At 53.9% G+C, this 20295-nt stretch carries 20 protein-coding genes; 6 read left to right on the forward strand and 14 right to left on the reverse strand.

What is annotated here, in order from left to right; all coding sequences use genetic code 11:
• The first annotated feature begins 255 nt into the window (after positions 1-255).
• Entirely contained in the window at positions 256-3678 is a 3423-nt protein-coding gene (locus Q8W24_RS06595; protein ID WP_303432233.1) for a NahK/ErcS family hybrid sensor histidine kinase/response regulator, read from the forward strand.
• Between the two features lie 63 nt (positions 3679-3741).
• Here Q8W24_RS06595 and Q8W24_RS06600 read toward each other — a convergent pair whose 3' ends face one another.
• Positions 3742-4425, reverse strand: a complete 684-nt coding sequence (locus Q8W24_RS06600) for a response regulator transcription factor (RefSeq protein WP_303432236.1) — start codon at positions 4423-4425, stop codon at positions 3742-3744.
• Between the two features lie 194 nt (positions 4426-4619).
• A complete protein-coding gene (acs, locus tag Q8W24_RS06605; RefSeq protein ID WP_303432238.1) occupies positions 4620-6569 on the reverse strand; it encodes an acetate--CoA ligase in 1950 nt (649 codons plus the stop codon).
• 567 nt (positions 6570-7136) lie between these two features.
• Between acs and Q8W24_RS06610 the strand changes: the two genes are divergently transcribed.
• Complete coding sequence (locus Q8W24_RS06610) at positions 7137-8255, forward strand: DcaP family trimeric outer membrane transporter (RefSeq protein WP_303432239.1); 1119 nt, start codon at positions 7137-7139, stop codon at positions 8253-8255.
• A 364-nt stretch (positions 8256-8619) separates the two neighbouring features.
• The gene (locus Q8W24_RS06615; RefSeq protein ID WP_305474801.1) at positions 8620-9618 is read left to right on the forward strand and encodes a hypothetical protein; all 999 of its coding nucleotides are present in this window, start codon (positions 8620-8622) and stop codon (positions 9616-9618) included.
• 26 nt (positions 9619-9644) lie between these two features.
• On the opposite strand, the gene Q8W24_RS06620 is transcribed toward Q8W24_RS06615, so the two are convergent.
• The gene (locus Q8W24_RS06620) at positions 9645-11342 is read right to left on the reverse strand and encodes a SagB/ThcOx family dehydrogenase (RefSeq protein ID WP_305474802.1); all 1698 of its coding nucleotides are present in this window, start codon (positions 11340-11342) and stop codon (positions 9645-9647) included.
• Between the two features lie 35 nt (positions 11343-11377).
• On the reverse strand, positions 11378-11635 hold the full coding sequence (locus Q8W24_RS06625) for a nitrogen fixation protein NifZ (RefSeq protein ID WP_303432244.1): 258 nt from the start codon (positions 11633-11635) through the stop codon (positions 11378-11380).
• Between the two features lie 225 nt (positions 11636-11860).
• Here Q8W24_RS06625 and Q8W24_RS06630 point away from each other — a divergent pair, with 225 nt between their 5' ends.
• From Q8W24_RS06630 to modC, 3 genes are read left to right on the forward strand one after another with little or no spacing between them, the layout of a single operon-like run.
• The gene (locus tag Q8W24_RS06630; RefSeq protein ID WP_303432245.1) at positions 11861-12352 is read left to right on the forward strand and encodes an ankyrin repeat domain-containing protein; all 492 of its coding nucleotides are present in this window, start codon (positions 11861-11863) and stop codon (positions 12350-12352) included.
• A gap of 59 nt (positions 12353-12411) precedes the next feature.
• Entirely contained in the window at positions 12412-13098 is a 687-nt protein-coding gene (gene modB, locus Q8W24_RS06635) for a molybdate ABC transporter permease subunit (RefSeq protein WP_305414471.1), read from the forward strand.
• On the forward strand, positions 13095-14291 hold the full coding sequence (modC, locus tag Q8W24_RS06640) for a molybdenum ABC transporter ATP-binding protein (RefSeq protein WP_305474803.1): 1197 nt from the start codon (positions 13095-13097) through the stop codon (positions 14289-14291). Before modB ends, modC begins: the two co-directional genes overlap by 4 nt.
• A gap of 60 nt (positions 14292-14351) precedes the next feature.
• Here the strand turns inward: modC and Q8W24_RS06645 are convergent, their stop codons facing one another.
• The 10 genes from Q8W24_RS06645 to nifK form a co-directional block, all read right to left on the reverse strand.
• Positions 14352-14639 carry a hypothetical protein gene (locus Q8W24_RS06645; protein ID WP_305474804.1) on the reverse strand — a complete coding sequence of 96 codons (288 nt, stop codon included), beginning with the start codon at positions 14637-14639 and terminating at the stop codon, positions 14352-14354.
• Complete coding sequence (locus Q8W24_RS06650) at positions 14636-15028, reverse strand: bacteriohemerythrin (RefSeq protein ID WP_305474806.1); 393 nt, start codon at positions 15026-15028, stop codon at positions 14636-14638. The genes Q8W24_RS06645 and Q8W24_RS06650 overlap by 4 nt, the downstream gene beginning before the upstream one ends.
• Complete coding sequence (locus Q8W24_RS06655; RefSeq protein WP_303432253.1) at positions 15028-15546, reverse strand: hypothetical protein; 519 nt, start codon at positions 15544-15546, stop codon at positions 15028-15030. Before Q8W24_RS06655 ends, Q8W24_RS06650 begins: the two co-directional genes overlap by 1 nt.
• A gap of 19 nt (positions 15547-15565) precedes the next feature.
• The gene (locus tag Q8W24_RS06660) at positions 15566-16042 is read right to left on the reverse strand and encodes a hypothetical protein (protein WP_303432254.1); all 477 of its coding nucleotides are present in this window, start codon (positions 16040-16042) and stop codon (positions 15566-15568) included.
• Between the two features lie 2 nt (positions 16043-16044).
• Positions 16045-16458: a NifB/NifX family molybdenum-iron cluster-binding protein gene (locus tag Q8W24_RS06665; RefSeq protein ID WP_303432256.1), complete on the reverse strand. Its 414-nt coding sequence runs from the start codon at positions 16456-16458 to the stop codon at positions 16045-16047.
• A complete protein-coding gene (locus tag Q8W24_RS06670) occupies positions 16451-17191 on the reverse strand; it encodes a 4Fe4S-binding leucine-rich repeat protein (protein WP_305474808.1) in 741 nt (246 codons plus the stop codon). Before Q8W24_RS06670 ends, Q8W24_RS06665 begins: the two co-directional genes overlap by 8 nt.
• Positions 17192-17201: 10 nt before the next feature.
• On the reverse strand, positions 17202-17468 hold the full coding sequence (locus tag Q8W24_RS06675) for a hypothetical protein (RefSeq protein ID WP_303432259.1): 267 nt from the start codon (positions 17466-17468) through the stop codon (positions 17202-17204).
• On the reverse strand, positions 17465-18187 hold the full coding sequence (locus Q8W24_RS06680) for a dinitrogenase iron-molybdenum cofactor N-terminal domain-containing protein (protein WP_303432260.1): 723 nt from the start codon (positions 18185-18187) through the stop codon (positions 17465-17467). Before Q8W24_RS06680 ends, Q8W24_RS06675 begins: the two co-directional genes overlap by 4 nt.
• A gap of 1 nt (position 18188) precedes the next feature.
• Entirely contained in the window at positions 18189-18410 is a 222-nt protein-coding gene (gene nifT, locus Q8W24_RS06685) for a putative nitrogen fixation protein NifT (RefSeq protein ID WP_303432262.1), read from the reverse strand.
• 287 nt (positions 18411-18697) lie between these two features.
• Positions 18698-20269, reverse strand: coding sequence for a nitrogenase molybdenum-iron protein subunit beta (gene nifK, locus Q8W24_RS06690; protein WP_303432264.1), 1572 nt, complete (start codon positions 20267-20269; stop codon positions 18698-18700).
• Positions 20270-20295 lie beyond the last annotated feature (26 nt).

Genomic DNA, 20295 nt, shown 5'->3' on the forward strand with positions numbered 1-20295 from the left:
GAGATGATGTGGATGTTCCCATTGGTCTTATCTTGGCGGATTGTCACGGGTCAAGCCATGTGACCAAAGCAGACATCTTGCAGGGCTGGCGGATTCAGCAAGTCCTGCACTGTGGTATTTTAATAATACCAAGACAGCCGGGCGGACCAGTGTGTACAGCACACATGGTATGCTTCCCCGTTCGCCTTGTGGCGCAGCCTCTTACACCAATAACCTCTAACAATAAGGGTACCTATGATCCAGGTATGGCAACTGGTGTCCATTTCTGTTCTGTATATTGCAACCTTGTTCTGGATTGCCTGGTACGGCGACCGGCGCGCCCATGAAGGACGGCCCATTCATAACACCGGGGTGATTTACAGTCTGTCACTCGCAGTATATTGCACCTCCTGGACGTTTTATGGTGCCGTCGGCCAGGCTGCTTCCAGTGGCTGGAGTTTCTTGTCGATTTACATCGGCCCGATGCTGTTCCTGATGTTTTATTGGCGCTTGCTGGGCAAGATTACCCGTATCGCCAAAGAAAAACGTATCACTTCCATTGCCGATTTTATCGCCACCCGCTATGGCCGTGATCATACTCTGGCGGTACTGGTGACACTGGTTGCCATTCTCTGTGTTGTGCCTTATATCGCCTTGCAGCTGAAAGCCATTTCGACCACGTTTGAACTACTGACCTTGCCTCTGGGCCGCAGTATGGTGGGGGTAAATCACTTCTGGGAAGACACGGCATTTTATATCAGCCTGGCGATGGCATCGTTTGTGATTATCTTTGGTACCCGGGATATCGATGCCAGCGAGCAGCACCCGGGCATGATTCTCGCCATTGCCTTTGAGTCGATGATCAAGCTGATCGCTTTTGTTGCGGTTGGCATCTGGGTGATGACATTCCTGTACGACTACCCGTCCGAGCTGCTGGAGCTGACCACGCAGGTATTGCCCGACCACCCGCTACTGAACAACGACGTCATCAGTCTGTCCTTTCTGTTGCAGACTCTACTGGCTGGCTTTGCCGTACTGAGCCTGCCACGGCAATTCCAGGTCTCCGTGATTGAAAACGAATCGTCCCGCCATCTGCGTACTGCCCGCTTTCTGTTTCCGCTCTATCTGTTTTTAATGATGCTGTTTGTGGTACCGATTGCGCTGACAGGCCATCTGTTTTTGCAGGATATCGGCTTTGCACCAGACACCTACGTACTCAGCTTGCCCGTGGCTCTGGGGCAGGAAACCCTGGCAGTGATGGCTTTTATTGGTGGTGGCAGTGCCGCGACCGGCATGATCATTGTGGCGACCATTGCCGTCAGTACCATGGTCTCCAATGAACTGGTGCTACCGGCCTTTTTCCGCCAGCAAGACAACGAGGATTTGCAGCATTCCAGTAAAGTACGAACCCTGGTGCTAACCGTACGGCGTCTGGTCATTCTGGTGATGATTCTGGCTTCCTATCTGTTCTATCGCCTGGTAGGTGAGTTCGATTCCCTGGCGGCGATTGGTATGCTGTCATTTGCTGCAGCCGCGCAGTTTGCACCTCCCCTGATTGGTGGCCTGATGTGGCAAGGAGGCAATCGCCAGGGGGCAATCGCCGGTCTGATTGCCGGTACCAGCGTCTGGTTCTATGGCTTGATGTGGCCATTTATCACCCAGAACCTGCCAGGGGTGCAGGGCAGTCAACTGGTGCATATGGTCAGTGGCCTGAACCTCGATAACTTCAGTATTGGCGTTATGCTCAGTTTGCTGGCCAATCTGTTTTTCTATGTGTTGTTTTCCGTTGTCACGAACGCCTCTGTGCGTGAACGTATGCTGGCCGGTGACTTCACCAGTGCCCATGTCATGAGCCAGAACGATCGTCTGGTGCCTGCGTTTGATTGCAAGGTGGATGATGTCCAGGTAGTGCTGGAACGTATTCTGGGTTTTCGCAAGACCGATGATTTTTTCAGCGATTATCAGTCCCGCCACGGCATTCAATACGACAATGCCATCGCCTCCAGCGCCCTGATTCAGGAAGCAGAGAAATTACTGGCATCGGTGGTTGGGTCTTCCTCTGCCCGAGTCATTTTCTCTACCTTGCTGGGCGGCGAACGCATCCAGATTCGTGATCTGGCCTTCCTCGCCAGTGAAGCCAGTCAGGCGTTTTCAATGAGCCGGGAACAACTGCAAGCCGCTCTGGAAAACCTGCAGCAGGGGGTCAGTGTTGTTGACAAGGATTTAAAACTGGTCGCCTGGAACCGGCGTTATCTGGAAATATTCAACTACCCCTCCAGCTTTATTTATACCGGCAAACCGATTCAGGAAGTGATTGCCTTTAACGCCGGTCGTGGCTTCTGCGGCACCGGGGATATTGCCGATCAGGTGAACCGGCGCATGAGTTTCCTCAGTACCGGATCGGCGCATCAGTTCGAACGGCTGTTACCTAATGGCGTCGTGATTTATATGCAGGGCCATCCCATGCCCGACGGCGGTTTTGTCACCAGTTTTACCGATATTACGGTGCATCGCCGGGCCGAACAGGCGTTAAAGGAGGCTAATGTCTCTCTGGAACGCCGGGTCGAAAAAAGCTCGCAGAAGCTGGATGATTTGACCTCCCAGCTGATTGAAGCCAACAATTCCAAAACCCGCTTCCTGGCCGCTACCAGCCACGACCTGATGCAGCCGCTGAATGCCGCCAAGCTGTTTGCCTCGACACTGAGTCAGAAGAACCTCAACGACGAACAACAAAAGCTGCTGAATCACCTCGAAGGGGCACTGCAATCGTCCGAAGATGTGCTGTCGGTGCTGGTGGAAATTGCCAAGCTGGATGCCGGTGCCATGGAGCCGGTATTACATCCGGTACAACTCAGTACTGTGCTGAAACCGCTGCGGGATGAGTTTACCGCTCTGGCGGCCGATAAGGGACTGAAGTTGCGGGTACGGGCCTGTGATGATATCTGGGTCACCAGTGATGCCCATTGGTTGCGCCGTATTCTGCAAAACCTGCTCAGTAACGCGGTCCGTTACACCCATCATGGCAGTGTGCTGCTGGGCTATCGCCGTCGCCAGGGCCATATTGTGGTACAGGTATGGGATACCGGTCAGGGGATACCGGCCAACAAGATGCAAGAAATTTTTGGTGAGTTCAAACGGCTGAACGAAGGCAAGCAAGACGTCAAGGGACTCGGCCTTGGACTGGCCATTGTTGATCGCATGACCAAACGTATGGACCATCAGGTCAGCGTGCGCTCCACACCGGGCAAGGGTACCTGCTTCGATCTGGTACTACCGGTTGCCCAGGCAGATGTCAGTCGTCAGGACAATCATGACCAGGCAGTCATCGCTACCGCCAGCTTTGAGGGTATCCCGACCTTTTGTATCGATAATGATGATGAAGTACTGGCTGGTATGCAGGCGTTGCTGGGTAGCTGGCACTGTCAGGTATACGCGTGCAAGGATCTGGCAACGGCCCAGCAAATCCCGTTCAAGCCAGCCATTATGCTGGCCGATTACCAGCTGGATAACGATGAAACCGGCCTGCAGGCAATGTCTGATCTGCGTGAACGGTTTGGCGACCCATCCATTCCAGGGATTCTGATTTCCGCTGACCCTCGCCAATCCGTTGCAGAAGAAGCCAAGGCGCTGGGTTATTACTTCTTGCGTAAACCGATACGTCCAGCGGCACTGAGAGCCCTGATCCGACGACTGGTTTAACCGGGCGGGTTGGTACGGGGCTGCCCTGATGGCATCGGGGCCTGCCCGCACACGCTATCCGGCTCAGCTTTCTGCTTGCGCATTCGCCATTTGGGTATCCGGTTTTTCTATATCCAGGCTTTGCACGGCAATAACGGCCTGGGTTCGGGTGCGTACACCCAGCTTGCGGAAAATAGCCGTAACGTGGGCCTTGATGGTGGCTTCGCTGACTTCAAGGTCGTAGGCAATCTGCTTGTTCAGCATCCCTTCGGCCATCATGGTCAGTACCCGGAATTGCTGCGGTGTCAGGCTGGCCAGACGCTCGGCAATATCCAGTGCATTCTGGTTCGGGTGGTGTTGGTGACGGCGGGCAATATCGGGCAAATACAATTCCCCTTCCAGCACTTTACGAATCGCCACGGCAATATCTTCCAGCGGTGAGGATTTGGCAATGTATCCGGATGCCTGATGATCCAGCGCCTGACACATAATGGCGGGATCTTCACAAGCCGACACCACAATGACGGGAATTTCAGGGTAATGGGAACGCAAAAACACTAATCCGGAATAGCCATGAGCACCGGGCATTTGCAGATCGAGCAAAATCAGATCAGCATCCGAGTTCTGCTCAACAACACGCTGCAGCTCCGGTAATGAATCGGCCTGGGGGATGGTGGCATCGGGTACCAGCTGTTTGACAGCCTGGTGCATCGCGGTGCGGAATAAAGGATGGTCATCGGCAATAATGATTTTTTGGGCAAGCTGCATGGATCCTCCTGAGCGAACAGCGCTTGCTGTTCGGTGATGCCTCCGGCGGGACGGTCAGGCCGGATCATCTTAAACGGGCTGGAAAGCCAACAAAAAACAACGCCGATTACAGAATTAACTGTAATCGGCGTGTTTGAGTCTGATCGATCAGCGTCTTCGAATCAATATATTCAAATCAACGCCTGTTAATCTAATCAGCGATTTTTACGCTCTTCAATCAGACTATCGACCACGGTCGGATCCGCCAGAGTAGATACATCTCCCAGAGCATCGTGCTCATTGGCTGCAATCTTGCGCAAGATACGACGCATGATTTTGCCGGAACGGGTTTTTGGCAGTCCTGGGGTAATCTGGATCAGATCCGGTGTTGCTACCGGCCCAATCTCGGTACGAACCCACTTGCGCAGCTCCTGTACCAGCTCTTCGCTGCCTTCTTCCCCTGCATTCAGGGTGACATAAACATAGATACCCTGACCCTTGATGTCGTGTGGATAGCCAACCACTGCGGCTTCCGCCACTTTCGGGTGAGCAACCAGTGAGCTTTCCACTTCTGCTGTACCCATGCGGTGGCCAGACACGTTGATAACGTCATCAACCCGACCGGTAATCCAGTAGTAACCATCTTCGTCACGACGGGCACCGTCACCGGTGAAGTACATGCCACGGAAGGTGGAGAAGTAGGTTTGCACAAAACGATCGTGATCACCAAAGACGGAACGTGATTGACCCGGCCAGCTGTCCACCATCACCAGATTACCTTCTGTAGCACCATCCAGAATCATGCCGGAGTTATCCACCAGCGCAGGCTGGACACCAAAGAACGGACGAGTAGCCGAACCCGGTTTTAATGCTGTGGCACCTGGCAGCGGGGTGATCATGATGCCGCCCGTTTCGGTTTGCCACCAGGTATCAACGATCGGGCATTTGTCTTCACCGACAGTTTTGTTGTACCAGTCCCAGGCTTCCGGGTTGATTGGTTCACCCACAGACCCCAGCAAACGCAACGAGCTACGTGAGGTGCCTTCAACAGCAGCCGTGCCTTCAGCCATCAGCGAGCGAATGGCCGTTGGTGCGGTGTAAAGGATATTGACCTGATGCTTGTCGACAATCTGGCTCCAGCGATTGATCGCCGGGTAATTCGGCACCCCTTCTGAAATCAGGGTGATGCCACCATTCAGCAACGGGCCGTAAATCAGGTAGGTGTGACCAGTAATCCAGCCAACATCGGCGGTACACCAGTAAACGTCACCATCATGATAATCAAATACATATTGGTGGGTAATCGATGCCCACACCATATAACCACCGGTTGAATGCACCACCCCTTTGGGCTTGCCAGTAGAACCGGAGGTATACAGGATAAACAGTGGATCTTCAGAATCCATTGCTTCTGCCGGGCAGTTGGGAGACGCCAGTGCCACCAGGTCGTGATACCAGACATCGCGATGTGGATGCCATTCAACATCAGCACCGGTACGCTTGACGACAATCACTTTTTCCAGCGATTTGATCGCTGGGTTGGTCAATGCTTCATCCACGTTGGCTTTCAGGGCAACGGTACGACCCGCCCGTACGCCTTCGTCAGAGGTAATAACCAGCTTGGTGTTGGAATCCTCGATCCGGCCTGCCAGAGCTTCCGGAGAGAAACCACCAAAGACCACGGAGTGAATGGCACCGATCCGGGTACACGCCAGCATGGCAACCGCAGCTTCAGGAATCATCGGCATATAAATGCAGACCACATCACCACGATGAATGCCCTGGCCACGCAAGGCATTGGCAAAGCGAGACACTTCTTCGTGTAACTCTTTATAGGTGATGGTTTTGCTTTCATCCGGGTTGTCGCCTTCCCAGATAATGGCGGTCTGATCGCCACGGGTTTCCAGATGGCGGTCAAGACAGTTGTAGGCCATGTTGGTGGCACCGTCTTCAAACCAGCGGATGTCGACGTTGTGATCGTCGAAAGATACATTGCGGACCTTGGTAAATGGGCGCATCCAGTCGATACGTTCCATTGCTTGCTCACGCCAGAACCCTTCCGGGTTGATGACGGATTGCTGATACATTTGCAGGTATTTGTCGTTATCGATCCAGGCTGAATCAGCAAACTCCGGCTTGACCGGATAAACTTTCTGGTCGCTCATGGCGTACTCCCCTATTTTATTTATTTTATATGATCGCGAATTCCGTGTAGCCGAGGCGGCGATACAAACTGCTGACCCATATTGGTCATAGGTGGGTAGGCAAAAAATTAGACAATGGTCTATTCGAGCTAATCCGGATTATTTCTCAATCAGGATTGAACATTATGGGCCATCCTCAAACCACGTATTTCCCCGTAATAAGTGAGCTGGGTACACTTTCCGACCATACATTGTCTTCTGTCCGGTAGCGGAATTGCATACCACAACCACTCGCTCTTGCCCCGTTCCCAACAACACACCATACACACTCAAACCCTTGCAGTGTGTGGATTTGTACCAGCCTGAACATCACGAAACCGCGTATCAATAACGGTTTAGAAAATATGATCCTGAGCATAACACCACTAAAAACATAAGTTACATCAGCCATTTAGCCGATTTAGTCGGCTATAGGTAGTTATACCAGTGTCGCTTTAGCGGTACGACTTTTGGCTAATTTTATCCTCATAGGGGACTAACCATAGTGGCTGCGCAGAACAATGATAATTACAAAAGGAGAGCGAGCACATGCGCAAAATCTCACTGATCTTGTTGGCTACGGCAACCCTGCCGATGGCGGTACAAGCTGCAAACACAGAATTCAGCTACGGCGGCTACATCAAAGTAGATGCCATGATGTCCAACTACTCTGAAGGTGAAATCACTTCGACCAGCAGTGGTCGCGATTTTTATGTTCCTTCATCAATCCCAACCGGTACTGCTGGCAACGACAGCAGCGCCTTTGATATGGGTGCGCAAACATCTCGCATTAACTTCAAAACCGTTACTACCCTCAACTCTGGCGAAAAAGTCACTACCTTTGTTGAAATGGACTTTCTGACCGGAACAGGCAACGAGGTGGTATCCAACTCCAACTCACCACGTCTGCGTCATGCTTTCTTCAAGCACGGCAACTACACCTTTGGTCAGACCTGGACAACCTTCATGAACACCGGAGCGTTGCTGGAAACCGTCGACTTCCTCGGCGTCAGTGATGGTACTGTTTTTGCCCGTCAGGCCCAGATCCGCTATACCAATGGCGGCCTGCAACTGGCACTGGAAAATCCGGCAACCACTGTAAACGGTGTTGGTAATACAGATGATTCCGCTCTGCCAGACCTGGTGGCTCGCTATAACTTCAAAGCGGGTAATGCCGATCTGTCGGTGGCGGGTATCGCCCGTAACCTGTCATACAAGGACGAAGCCAATAACATTGATGAATCCATCATGCGCTTCGGTATGAACGTTTCCGGTAAACTGATGGTTGGCAAGGATGATCTGAAGTTCAGCATCACCAAGGGTCACGTTGCCCGCTACGTTGGCCTGGCCATGTCCAGCGATGCAACTCTGACCAATAAAGGTGATCTGGTTGGTAATGACGTAACAGCCGCATTTGTTGGTTATCGCCACCACTGGAATGACAGCTTTCGCAGCACCGTTGGTTACAGCATGGTCTCTGCTGACAACCATGCCGATGCGGGAGACAGTGTGAACAAGTCTTCCAAGAGCATGCGTGCCAACGTGATGTGGAGCCCAGCTGAGAAAATGACTTACGGTGTTGAGCTGAGTAAAGCCACACTGGAAAAAGAAAGCGGTGTTGATGGTGATATGACGCGTGCGCAGTTTACTGCCAAATACGCCTTCTGATTTATCCTTTCGATCGACAAACAACCCGACGTTATGTCGGGTTTTTTGTCGCTGCCATTATGATATCCGCACGTATAATCCGATACTGGCAGCACTTTTTATTCTTGGCCTGATCAGCCCAAATTGCTAATGAATAGCTATTCATCATATCTGGGACAACCCCTGCGCAAACCGTTACGTCATGATGGTTATTAGCGGTTGTTTTACCGATCTCACCGCCTTTGGCTTTAGCCTTTCGCTTCAGTCTCCCTTGCTATTCCAGTACTTGAACAAGTGCTTGAGTGCTTGTTTTTTAAACAAAAGCTTCTTTTGATTCTTTCGTTTTTGTATAGTTCTGTCACATTCAGTCCGCAGGAAGCCTTACATGAATCGACAATTATCCAACCCGTTGTGCCGAACTCTGATTCTTGCTGCGATAACAGCCGTATCCACGCCAGCAATAGCAGAATATGAAAACCGCTCTTTCAGTGTGTTTGGTGCTGCTGGTATGCAATACATCAACTATAGCGAAGAGTTGAACGACTATTACGGCGTTGATATGAAGTCGTCTTTCGAAGCCGTCAATTTTGTCCAGCGTTCCGGTGGTTACACTGCCGTTAATGAAAAACTGGGGTTTTCGATTATCTCCGCCTCAACCCTGCTGAGCTTTGAAAACGACGAAGACTGGGAAATGCAAGGGCAAAATGGTTACGTCCAGCACAATACCACCTCGCTGAGCTTTCAGACCCTGGACATGATGATGTCGTATCATTTCCAGAATGGCTGGTATACATCCGCCGGCATGCACTACCAGAAGACAGCGTTTTCGCGCTTTGACTGGAGTACAGGTTCGGCCAACGATGCCTACAACAGTACGATCGAAAACTCGATTCGCGATAATCCGGCCATGATGGAAGTGGTACAACAGTACATCGATCAGGTCGATTCGATCAGCAGCGAAGACGAGTATTTTGCGGCCATCAAGAACGAGCCGGAAGCCAACCAGACGGTTGTATTTGAGGATGCCAGTAATTTTGGTGTCATGGTGGGCATTGCTTACGACAGCTACTTCATGAACCAGTCCAGTGGTATGCGTTATCAGTTCTCACTGGAAGTGGGCACACCGGTCTACGAAAAAATCCTTAACAGCAGCCATAGCGGCTCTCTGGACCGCACCTTTGGTGGTGGCCTGGATGTCACTGGCAAGCTGGGCATCGGCTACCAGTTCAGCCGCAAACTGAGCACCATGCTGCTCTTTACCGGGCTGTACAGTCATCGCGACAAACTGCAGGAATGGTCCAACGCCCTGGATTCAGTCACGCTGCCAGAAAATACCCTGTATGCGGCGGCGTCCTATCTATCGCTGGGCTGGAACTTCAAATAACCGGATAACCCACCGCTCCGACAGGGCTAAACCCCGGTCGGCGGTGACGGTTCCACAGACGCTTTTCCATAAGCAGACCAGCTGGTAATACGATGATCGATCACCGGTACCCCTACGGTGAAATGATACAACACCTGTTGCTGGTCGTTTTGCAGCCCCAACAGGTTGTGCACCATATCGTCGTAATAGCAACCGATACCGGTACCTCGCAGTCCCGCCGCTTCGGCTTCCAGATATAACACCTGTCCTATGGCACCGGCCTGCCAGTATAGATGGCGATAGCGCCATGGCTCCGCCTCCATGCCGTCACAATCGGCCAGCATCGCCAGACTGAAGGCACTCTCCCCGGCAATGGCCTGCTGACAGCTGAGGCGCATGGCGGTACGTCGGGTACCAGCCGCCAGCAGCCGATAAAACGGCAGATGTTCCGGAGCTGACTCCACCGGCTGCCACTGGAATTCTGCCCGTAACGACGCCTGCATATCAGTCAATGACCGACCGGTATCACGTTGCAGGCAGTACAAGCCAGAGGGCAAGCCTTCAACCTTGTGCACAAACAGCATCAGCTGGATACCATGGCTGAGTGGCAAGGTATGCCACGGGCTGTAATCCGATCGTGGCAGGCAATGATCCAACAAGGTATAGAAATCCGCCAACGCCATGCCTCCGGCAGCATCAAATGCCTGCGCCGAACGACGCTGTCGAATCAGCCGGGCCGCCGGTTGCCGGGCTTCAGAACCGCTGGCGATGGCAGGTGCTGGCCAGTCCGCCGCGGCCAAACGTGTGGTTGCCGAGGCTGGACTGGTGGCTGGAATACGAGCAGCTGCGGCCACTTCGTCAATAACCGGCCACTGATACATATGCCGTGGGTCGAGCACATTGGCCCTGCCCATCCACTCTTTCTGCTGCCCCAGCCAAGCGGTGATTTGTTCTGCTTCTTCTGCTGACGCGCTATCAGGATGCCTGTTGGCCAGTAGATTCAATAAACAATCCGGATGCTCGGCTTCTGCCATTGAACCATCGGCTTGCTGCAGATCCTGTGGGCGATCCAGCCCCAGCAAGCTGGCCAGTGTTGAGTCCGCCAGCGCCACCGGCCGGATCTGGTGCTGATGCCAGCCCAGTGTGGATGCCGCAAAACTGACCGCAGCCAATGCATGCCCCACATCAAGCTGACAATAACGATAAGCCCGCTCGCCATACTTCCAGGCTTCCCGCCAATGTACGGAACTCAAGCCAAGGTACAGCAAGGGTTCCGGACTTTCCTCCTCCAGGCCCAACGGACAACGCAACTCCAGTGCGTGTTGATCCGGCCGATAGTGATACACCCCGTCTTCCAACCCCGCCATCGAGCGCACCAACAGATAACACTCGGTCGGGTGCAGGTTCCCACTGGATGGATTCACCCGTAGTGACCACTTGGCATTGCCAAATTGTTTCCAGGCCGACAAGGCCAATGACAGCTCCAGCAATAACCCCAGCTGTCCCAGATCCGGAATCACAACCGCTTCGGACGATTGCCCGACCGACGGCTGCCACAGCTGCTCCCAACGGCGTGCATCCGGCCGGGCCATCAGGTCGGTAGCCCCCAAAGGCAAGGGAACCAGACGAGCACCGTCATAACGGCGGAACGGGTTCGGCTGGGCATCCCAATCGAGGCTTTCCGGCCCGGCAGCGTAAGCATCCGGCAAGTGTCGGGTACGTTGGTGGTATTCCCGGATTGGCATACGGCCTCACTCAATAGGGTTAATGGGCGATAGGGTTAATGGGTAACTGGCGGTTCCGCGCTGATTTCGTCTGGAAAACAGGTCACCAGATGAAATGGATTGCCTGCTTCATCAGGAAAACACACCAGCAGCATCTCCTGCTCCGGGTTTTCTTCCAGATGCCCGGTGTTGATCAGCATGCCCATGGTGCCGGGTTCGGCAAAGACATGGCTTTCCGGTGCACTCGGCACAGAGCCATCATTGATGATGGTAACGGTGGCGAAAACAGCATCGCCTTTTTGCCATTGTGTCATGTCGCAACTCCTGTCGTTGTTGGTTTTGTCGTGTCGTATTAACGACAATCACCACAGTATCGGTCGGTTACAAACGTCGGCCATAACCGGTGCCGGATAAGGTTTTCCCTTGAAAACAGCGGGTTGTCACGACGTGAACATGACAACGGGTCGTCACTGCTTTCTCTGGAATACCCTATGCAGAGCAAAAGCTTTGCCATGCCCTTGCCACAGAGGAGTTGCTTTATGCCTGTTTCACTGGAACCTGTTACCCTCCAGCCTGCCACGATCAGCTGGATGATCGAGCACGGCTTTGATCCTCAGCGTCCTGACAGACCAGCTCGCTACAATGATACGCCGCTGATTCTGGCCAGCCGCCAGGGGCGTCTGGATGTGGTCGCCGACCTTGCTATCGTCGGCGAACCTGCCATGGCGCTGAATCACCGCAATATGGATGGCACCAACGCGTTGTGGGCTGCTGTGGTCGCCAATGACTATGCCATCGCTGATTTATTGGTCACTCTGGGCATCGATATTGATAACCTCAATGACAACGGTGCCAGCGTCCTGATGTATGCTGCGTCCAGCGGCAAAGCTTCCTGGGTGGCCTGGCTGCTCGAAAAAGGGGCCGATACCCAGGCTGCAACACTCGACGGTTTTACCGCCCTCGATCTGGCCAGTAATATTGACTGCCTGCGGTTGCTCAAGCCTTCCCGGACACGCGCAGCAGAAGCCTGAAACCCGACCGGACGGTCAACCACAAAACCTGACTGGTATCGATGGAGAGTAATTTTTAAATGGATATTTCCAGTGAAGACCTCACCGCCGTTTGGTTGACGATCAAACTTGCCGTCCTGGTGACCGCGATTCTTTTACTGATCGCCACTCCTATTGCCTGGTGGCTGGCCCATACCCGCCACCCCTTACGCGGCCCCGTCAGTGCGCTGGTGGCGTTGCCACTGGTCTTGCCGCCCAGCGTGCTGGGGTTTTATCTGCTATTGACCATGGGGCCGCACGGCCTGATTGGTCAACTGACCCAAAGCCTGGGACTGGGAACCTTGCCGTTTACCTTTGCCGGTCTGGTGGTGGCATCGGTGTTTTATTCCCTGCCTTTTGTTGTGCAACCAATACAAAACGCGCTGGAAGCCCTGGGCGAGCGCCCGCGGGAAGCCGCCGCCACTCTGGGGGCCGGGCCATGGGATACCTTCTTCCATGTGATCTTGCCTCTTGCGCGTCCCGGTTTTTACACCGCTGCCGTGCTGGGGTTTGCGCATACGATTGGCGAATTTGGTGTGGTACTGATGATCGGCGGTAATATTCCCGGTGTCACCCAGGTTATTTCTGTGCAGATTTATAATCATGTCGAAGCGCTGGAGTACGGCCGCGCCCACACCCTGGCTGGCGGTATGGTGGTGTTTTCCTTTGTAGTGTTACTGCTGTTATACGGATTTCGTCGCGATCAGGGAGCCAAACCACTGCTATGAATACTGTTACCAAACAAGAGTCTGCAGCAACCCGGGTCCAGGATGACCTGCGAGTACGCTGTCATTTGCAGCGCCCGGATTTCACTCTGGATGTTGACCTGACCCTTCCGGGCCGGGGAGTCAGTGTGCTGTTTGGCCATTCCGGTTCAGGCAAAACCACGCTGTTACGCTATATCGCCGGGCTTGAACGAACCAATGGCACTTTGCTGTTTAAAGACCAATGCTGGCAAGACGAACAGCATTTTGTACCGACCTTTCAACGGGCACTGGCCTATGTCTTCCAGGAATCCAGCTTGTTTGACCACCTCACCGCGGCCGGTAATCTGCAGTTTGCGATCAAGCGTGCTCGCGGCAAGGTCGACAAGGAGGATTTTGAACAGGCGATTGATTTGCTCGGTATCCACCACACCCTGAAGCGTTACCCTCACCAGCTTTCGGGCGGCGAACGCCAGCGGGTGGCCATTGCCCGCGCCTTACTCAGCAAACCACGTTTGTTACTGATGGATGAACCTCTGGCATCTCTGGATGAACGCCGCAAACAAGAGATCTTGCCCTGGCTTGAACGCCTGAAAACCCATCTGGATGTACCGATTGTGTACGTCACTCATTCCCCGGCAGAAGTCGCCCGGCTGGCCGATTATCTGGTGGCACTCAAGGATGGACGGGTGATTGCCAGCGGCACCTTGAATGACACCCTCACCCAAATCAATTCGCCGCTCCAGCAGGGGGAAGAAGCCAGCGTGGTATTGCAGGGTCATATCCGCGAGCGTGACCGCCACTGGCAATTGGTGCGTATCGGTTTTGCCCACCCGGAACACAGCCAGGATGATGACGGCTCTATCTGGATCAGTGATCCGGAGGTTGGCAATCTCCCCCCGGATGGATCGACAGCCAGTGCCAGCGACAACACCGGCTCCCATGCTAACGATCTTGACCAGCCAGTGCGGGTACGGATTCTGGCCAGTGACGTCAGCCTGTCCCTGAGCCGCCATGATGACACCAGTATCGTCAACGCCCTGCCCTGCATTGTCGAAGCCATCAGTGACGATGAACACCATTCTCTGGCGCTGGTACGGGTCAAGGTGGGAGAAACTCTGCTGCTATCACGCATGACACGACGTTCGGTGATGCACCTGGCGCTGACGCCTGGCAAAACGCTGTGGGCACAGGTGAAATCTGCAGCGCTGGTGTAACTTGCGGCAGCTGGATTGACGCTGGCGATAGCCGCCTGGCGTTAGTCCCTGCGCCGCGATTCAGTCACTTTCACCCCATAGATATTCGTCGATTTCTTTCATCAGGTAAGCATTATCTTGCATATTGGCCGCCAGCGCTTCTGCTTCTTCACGGCTGTAACCATGCAGGTTAAAACTGGTGGTGCCGGCCGTATCGCCATCGTAAAACAAGTGCACAAGAAGCAACCAATTGTCGGTTAGTCGGGTTGGTCGCAACTCAACCGCTGCACGTAACTTGCCTTCCAGCTGCAGCAGATAATGGCTGCTGCTATCCAGGGCCTCAGCATTTACCGGTATATCCTTTGTCATAGCGGACTCCTTTTCAGGTACTCCACCAGTGCCGCATCCATGGTGCTGACGTGCAAATCAAACCAGCCGGGCAATTGCTCCAGCGCATAGGCGCGACCAAAGCGCACCCGCCCTGCTTCAACACGGGCACGGAAGTTGGTCATCTCGCCCAGCACCCGGTTATGCTCGCCCCGATGTTCGGCGCTGGCAGGATAACCGGATTGCATCATCAGGCTGTTTTCACGCTCAAAATGCTCGGCCAAGTGATCGGTCAGCTGGCCAAACTGCTGAATAAATGCAGCGCCGGAAGCGGCTTTCAGTTGTGCCAGTCGCTCGGTAAATTGCTGATGGTCGGCATCAATATCAACGTGACCAAGCATTAACTGGGGAGTGGTTGGGTCAGTGGTCATTAACTATCATCATCCGCGAGGCTGAGAGCCATTTGATACACCACGCTACCACCCACTTCATCTCGTGGGTCCAGTAGCAATAATTTTGTCAGCACCTGTTCAGCCAGTTCGATATGCCCCGCTCGCAACGACACAAAACCCAGGGCTTTCAGGCTGTACAAGTACAAGCGCACCGGACCATGAATGCCCGTACCTGGCAACTGGTCAAACGGTGGCGAGTCCGGACTTAATAAACGCCAGTCGGGCTGAAAACCCGCTTGTTGCGCGGCCCGCTGTAAAACCTGTCCGATCAGTTGCCGGGCAGCATCCAGACAGTTGGCATAGGCATACATTTTGTAGAGTGCGATTTGTACTTCCAGCTGATCTGGCAGATGCTCGGCAACCTGTTGCAACAGTCGTTCGGCCCGGTGCCAGTCACGGGCAATATCAATCGGTTCACGCAAAAGCCGCTGCACCTCCAGCGAGATCAGACCATCAGGACTCAAGGGGGCATCGTTAAACAGTTCTCGTACCAGCATGGTCAGTCGGACTCCCGAGTCAGGCGGCATTTACCGAAGTACTGGATTGGCGGGCAAGGGTTTCGGGCAGCAGTCCCTGCTGCCGAATCCAGCGTTTGAAGGCTTTCATCACTGGTCGTGTCAGCCGGGTTTCTGCCAACAAGCGCCGCTCGTAAACGGCCAGAGTCAGTGACGGGTCCAGCTCTGCCAACGATTCATCCGGCAATTCGGCTGCCTGGGATTGCACTCTGGCCCGATACAGACACTGGCGAGCGCGTACGATCAGCGCGTGCGTATCATCCCCCAGCAACTCGCCGGGCTGGTGTTTGACGGCATCGTAAAGCCAGCTCATTCGCACTTTTTCATGTCGGGGCATTTTGCATTTACCGTCCAGTACCTTAAGCATCACGGTGGTGGCGCAATCCACTTGCTCTGGGGTCAAGGGGTGATTGATCACCCAGACGCGGACCTGTGCCTCGACGGTCAGCTCGGCAGACAAGGTTGGGTCAGTCAACATGGCTATGGCTCCCTTTTGACGGTGGTTGGCTGCTGTGCCAGACAGCGATCGCGATATTCGTGCAATGATTCTTCGATCCCCAGATACGCATAGTCAGAGACCGGCTCGACTCCAACAGCACGAAGCTTGTCGGCTGGGCCGTCACCCACACGAGCCACCAGCACGGCGTCGCAGTCCTTGATCGTGGTCAGGATATCGGCCATGGCGGCATGATCCGCGCTATGGCCGTGGCAATACAGTCCAACGTCTCGCTGTTCCTGCCGCTCAATCCCTGCCTGGCTCAATTGATAGATAATAAAGTGACGGGCGTGACCAAAGTGCTGATTGATCGAGATATCATCCTTGCTGGCAACCGCTACGCGCCAGCTGGATGATGCTACCGGCCCAGTCCCAGGCACAGATATCGACTCAGACACGAACGTTTAACCGCGCCGCAGCCGCTTCCCGGACTTCGCTGTCGTCGTCATCCAGAACCGGGGGCAGGGCATCCAGCGGAGCATTGGCCACCGCTTCCAGTCGCACGGTCCAGTCCGGGTCATCAAGCAGCACCACGACGTCCGGCCCCTGTAGCCGGGACGCAACAATACGGCGTACTTCCGGTTCCGGGTCGTAAGCCATCATGACCAGACTTTCTTCCGGCAGGCGTTTCGCCACCATCTTGCGCACCTGGCGGTCTTCATCTCGCATAAAGCGGAACAGTCGTCCTTCCGGCAGGCGTTGAACGACATAGGCTCGCACCAGGTAATCACGATCAACCGCCATTTTTTCCAGCTGTTCCAGCGGCAAGCGATCAGCCACGGTAATACGCACTTCCCGGTCTTCGTCGTTCATCAGGGCGTGCAGTTGCTCTCGCGGCAGACGATAGGCAACGGCTCGGCGCACCGCTTCGTCAGAATCCGTCACCAGTTGATTCAGGTCGTCCAGCGGCGCATATCGAACCGCGATGGCGCGCCGCTCCCAAAAGGCATCGGCGAGGTAATGCCGTGCCAGCTCTGGGTTAAAACGTAAGAAACGATCCATTTGCCGACCGCTATCTACCGCAATACAGGCATCTCCCGGGATGCAGCGCCCTGCCAGTAGCAGATTGGCGCGATAGCGACAACGGCGACAGTCACCAATGGGAGTGAGATTCTCGGTATCGGAATTCATGCTGGCTCCGCTAGTCGTCAATAATTTCGGCAAATACGATCCCGGAAGCGACTTCAACATCCCGCGTCAGGGTCGAGCAATGATCACGGGAATCGACCAGAAACACGTTGAATCCCGGCCTTTCCAGGTAGGGAAACGGGTAGTTGATATCGTCATCGAAGCACCAGGTAAAGTGCATGCCCTTGTACTGTTCACGCAGTTCAAGCAGCGTTTTTTCACTCAAACCCTGCTGTTCGACATAGTCAAAAATCGCTTGCAGTTGATGGCGGTTACTCATGATGAACTCTCCTGCTGTCTGGCCCAGGTCGCCCGTGCGGACGCTTCCATAATTTTTAACAACCAGGGTGGTGGCGTTTGATCCAGCACCCGTTGAAACTCAGCCATCATGGCTGTGGCAGCCCGAGGTGTACCGGATTTGACCGGGTGCAAACCAGCATTCACAACCTTGGCGCTGGCAAGGCCGCCAATGGTCAGTGCACATAACACATGGCAATCACGGATCAGATTGGCTCTGGCGCTGTGCTTGTCACCCTTGTATTGCTCAACCAGCACTCTCGGGGCTGGTACTTCACGAACATCAATCAGACGAACTTCCAGTGCCGATACCTGATAAACCAGAAAACGTTCACAGGTGCCAAACGGGCCATCGACACGATCACCACGATTGGAGGCACAGGCAATACGCACAGATCCTGGCATATCACCTTCCTGATAAGGCTGTGGTGAGGGCACCGACTGGCGCATATCCACACCTTGACCACGTAACAGCGCAATCACTTGGCGCAGGGTGTCATCGTCGACCGGTTTTAATGCGCCTCGACCAGCCTGGCGCAGGCGATTCAGACGCAAGCGTCCAAGCCGTTGTGGCGTCAGCGGCAACCCTACCGCCCGGATCAGGATATCCATCCATTCAGCCAAAGCGATATCGGGCAACAACCGCGATGCCATCCCAATCCGCAGCGCGACGTGGTCGGTTAACCCTGACGCCGCGGCCACCTCAAGCCTCCGCGCCGCGTTTTGCCCGGACGGTCAGAGGCAAGTCCGGTTTACCTGGCAAGGTAGCTATGATGTAGCTGGAGCCATCGCCCAGGGTCAGTTCCCCTCCCCAGGCATCGGCGGAATCAAATTCGATAGTGGTAATAATATCTTCCTGGTCTTTCTTCGGGACATACAGGGTCAGTTCACCCTTGTCGTTTTCGCGCAGCATGATATTGGGCATGGGAGTCATCCTAGGTATTGTCATTCATGAGTTCAGCCACTGTTTACGATCTGCATGCGCTGATAAATCTCCTTACAGAGCACGCCATGCGCGATTCAGTGTGACCAGAAGGTATATTGAGGCATCCGTTACAACTGGAGATCCAGCTGGCGGAAACCAGAAAACCACGAGTACCAGAGGCAACTCGCGGTTTCAACAACTGACCATCAGCGACCAGCGACAGGGCAACCCCGCGCAGGTCCAGCGGTAACACCCCACTAACAGGTGTTACCGCAACCAACTGGCGATTATCTGACCAGGTCGTAGTTATAATCAGTTGTTTGCATGCCACGAGTGTCGTCATCCAGACGTTCCAGCACAGAGTTAACCAGTGTGGTCAGAATCTGCATGGCACCTTCATAGCCGAGGGTAGTTTGGCGATGCAGGTGGTGACGGTCGAAGATCGGGAAGCCGATACGGATCAGCGGTACTTCGAACTCTTTGCCTTTGTAAAGCGTGTCACGCTGGATGAACTTGCCGTAGCTGTTACCAATCATGAAATCTGGCTTGTTGGTGAATACCAGTGAGCGCATATGCCACAAATCCTTACCGACATGAACTTCACAGTCAGCACCTTGTGGGTAATTGGCCAGCATGGCGTCCATCATTTTTTTCCAACGCTTGTTACCGTTGTTGGCAAGAATATGAGTTGGTTCACAGCCCAGTTCCAACAGGAAGTGAGTCATGCCTTCGACATAATCCGGATCACCCCACAAGGCAAATTTCTTGCCGTGCAACCAGGTGTGTGAATCCGTCATCATATCGACCAGACGACCCCGTTCTTTTTCCAGAGAGGCGGCAATCGGCTTGCCGGTGATTTCGCTGACTTTCATCAGGAATTCGTCGGTCCAGCCCAGACCCATCGGGATCTTCAGCGCAGGTACGGCATGCTTCCAGGTGTTCTTGACGTACTTGGTGGTTTTGGTCAGCTGGTTAGGCTGCAACATGATGGTGTTCAGCGCGTTAGGCGCATCTTTCACTTCATCCTGAGTGGTGCCACCAGCGTACATGCGGAACTGGCCATCAGCCGGGGTATCCAGTACTTCATCCGGATCAGACAGCAGGGTGAAATCGACATCCATCTCTTTCATCATGCGTTTGATAACGCGGTAGTTACCCAGATAGGTTTCAAAGCCTGGTACCAGGTTCAACTTGCCGTTGCTACCCACTACCTTGTCTTCCATGTAGTTCAGGGTGAAGTAGCGGGCAATACCTTCAAACATATTGTCCCAACCAGTCACATGCGAACCCACAAACGATGGCGTATGTGCGAATGGTGTTGGGTACTCCTGCGGCACGTGTCCTTCTTTTTTGGAGTTATTGATAAAGGCGTTAAGGTCATCACCAATAACTTCTGCCATGCAGGTGGTTGACACGGCAATCATGTCTGGCTTGTAAGTTGCCTTACAGTTTTCCAGACCGTCTTTCATGTTTTGCTGGCCACCAAATACTGCGGCGTCTTCTGTCATTGAGTCAGAAACACAAGCCACTGGCTCTTTGAAGTGACGGTTGAAGTAGGTACGGAAGTACGCCACACAACCCTGGGAACCGTGTACGTAAGGCATGGTTTTTTCAAAACCCAGGGCACACAGAACAGCTCCCAGTGGCTGACAAGCCTTGGCCGGGTTGACGGTCAGGGCTTCACGCTGGAAGTTCAGCTCCTTGTACTCTTCAGAGGTGGTCCACATGAAGGTTTCGTCAATTTTTTCCTGACTGTGGGCTTCTTCGAAACTGGCTTTCTTGTTGCTCAGTGACTCTTTGTAATCATCATCACGGAACAGCGGATAGCTTGGTTTAATGTTGTCTACTGACTGGCTCATAAGAGTCCTCCTCTCCCGCGCCACTA

The sequence above is a fragment of the Oceanobacter sp. 4_MG-2023 genome (assembly GCF_030689165.1).
Lineage (GTDB): Bacteria > Pseudomonadota > Gammaproteobacteria > Pseudomonadales > Oceanobacteraceae > Oceanobacter.

Coding starts and splice junctions, on each gene's coding strand:
- Q8W24_RS06600 (WP_303432236.1), bottom strand. CDS start 4,425: ATGCAGCTTGCCCAAAAAATCATTATTGCCGATGACCATCCTTTATTC.
- acs (WP_303432238.1), bottom strand. CDS start 6,569: ATGAGCGACCAGAAAGTTTATCCGGTCAAGCCGGAGTTTGCTGATTCA.
- Q8W24_RS06610 (WP_303432239.1), top strand. CDS start 7,137: ATGCGCAAAATCTCACTGATCTTGTTGGCTACGGCAACCCTGCCGATG.
- Q8W24_RS06615 (WP_305474801.1), top strand. CDS start 8,620: ATGAATCGACAATTATCCAACCCGTTGTGCCGAACTCTGATTCTTGCT.
- Q8W24_RS06620 (WP_305474802.1), bottom strand. CDS start 11,342: ATGCCAATCCGGGAATACCACCAACGTACCCGACACTTGCCGGATGCT.
- Q8W24_RS06625 (WP_303432244.1), bottom strand. CDS start 11,635: ATGACACAATGGCAAAAAGGCGATGCTGTTTTCGCCACCGTTACCATC.
- Q8W24_RS06630 (WP_303432245.1), top strand. CDS start 11,861: ATGCCTGTTTCACTGGAACCTGTTACCCTCCAGCCTGCCACGATCAGC.
- modB (WP_305414471.1), top strand. CDS start 12,412: ATGGATATTTCCAGTGAAGACCTCACCGCCGTTTGGTTGACGATCAAA.
- modC (WP_305474803.1), top strand. CDS start 13,095: ATGAATACTGTTACCAAACAAGAGTCTGCAGCAACCCGGGTCCAGGAT.
- Q8W24_RS06645 (WP_305474804.1), bottom strand. CDS start 14,639: ATGACAAAGGATATACCGGTAAATGCTGAGGCCCTGGATAGCAGCAGC.
- Q8W24_RS06650 (WP_305474806.1), bottom strand. CDS start 15,028: ATGACCACTGACCCAACCACTCCCCAGTTAATGCTTGGTCACGTTGAT.
- Q8W24_RS06655 (WP_303432253.1), bottom strand. CDS start 15,546: ATGCTGGTACGAGAACTGTTTAACGATGCCCCCTTGAGTCCTGATGGT.
- Q8W24_RS06660 (WP_303432254.1), bottom strand. CDS start 16,042: ATGTTGACTGACCCAACCTTGTCTGCCGAGCTGACCGTCGAGGCACAG.
- Q8W24_RS06670 (WP_305474808.1), bottom strand. CDS start 17,191: ATGAATTCCGATACCGAGAATCTCACTCCCATTGGTGACTGTCGCCGT.
- Q8W24_RS06675 (WP_303432259.1), bottom strand. CDS start 17,468: ATGAGTAACCGCCATCAACTGCAAGCGATTTTTGACTATGTCGAACAG.
- nifT (WP_303432262.1), bottom strand. CDS start 18,410: ATGCCCAATATCATGCTGCGCGAAAACGACAAGGGTGAACTGACCCTG.
- nifK (WP_303432264.1), bottom strand. CDS start 20,269: ATGAGCCAGTCAGTAGACAACATTAAACCAAGCTATCCGCTGTTCCGT.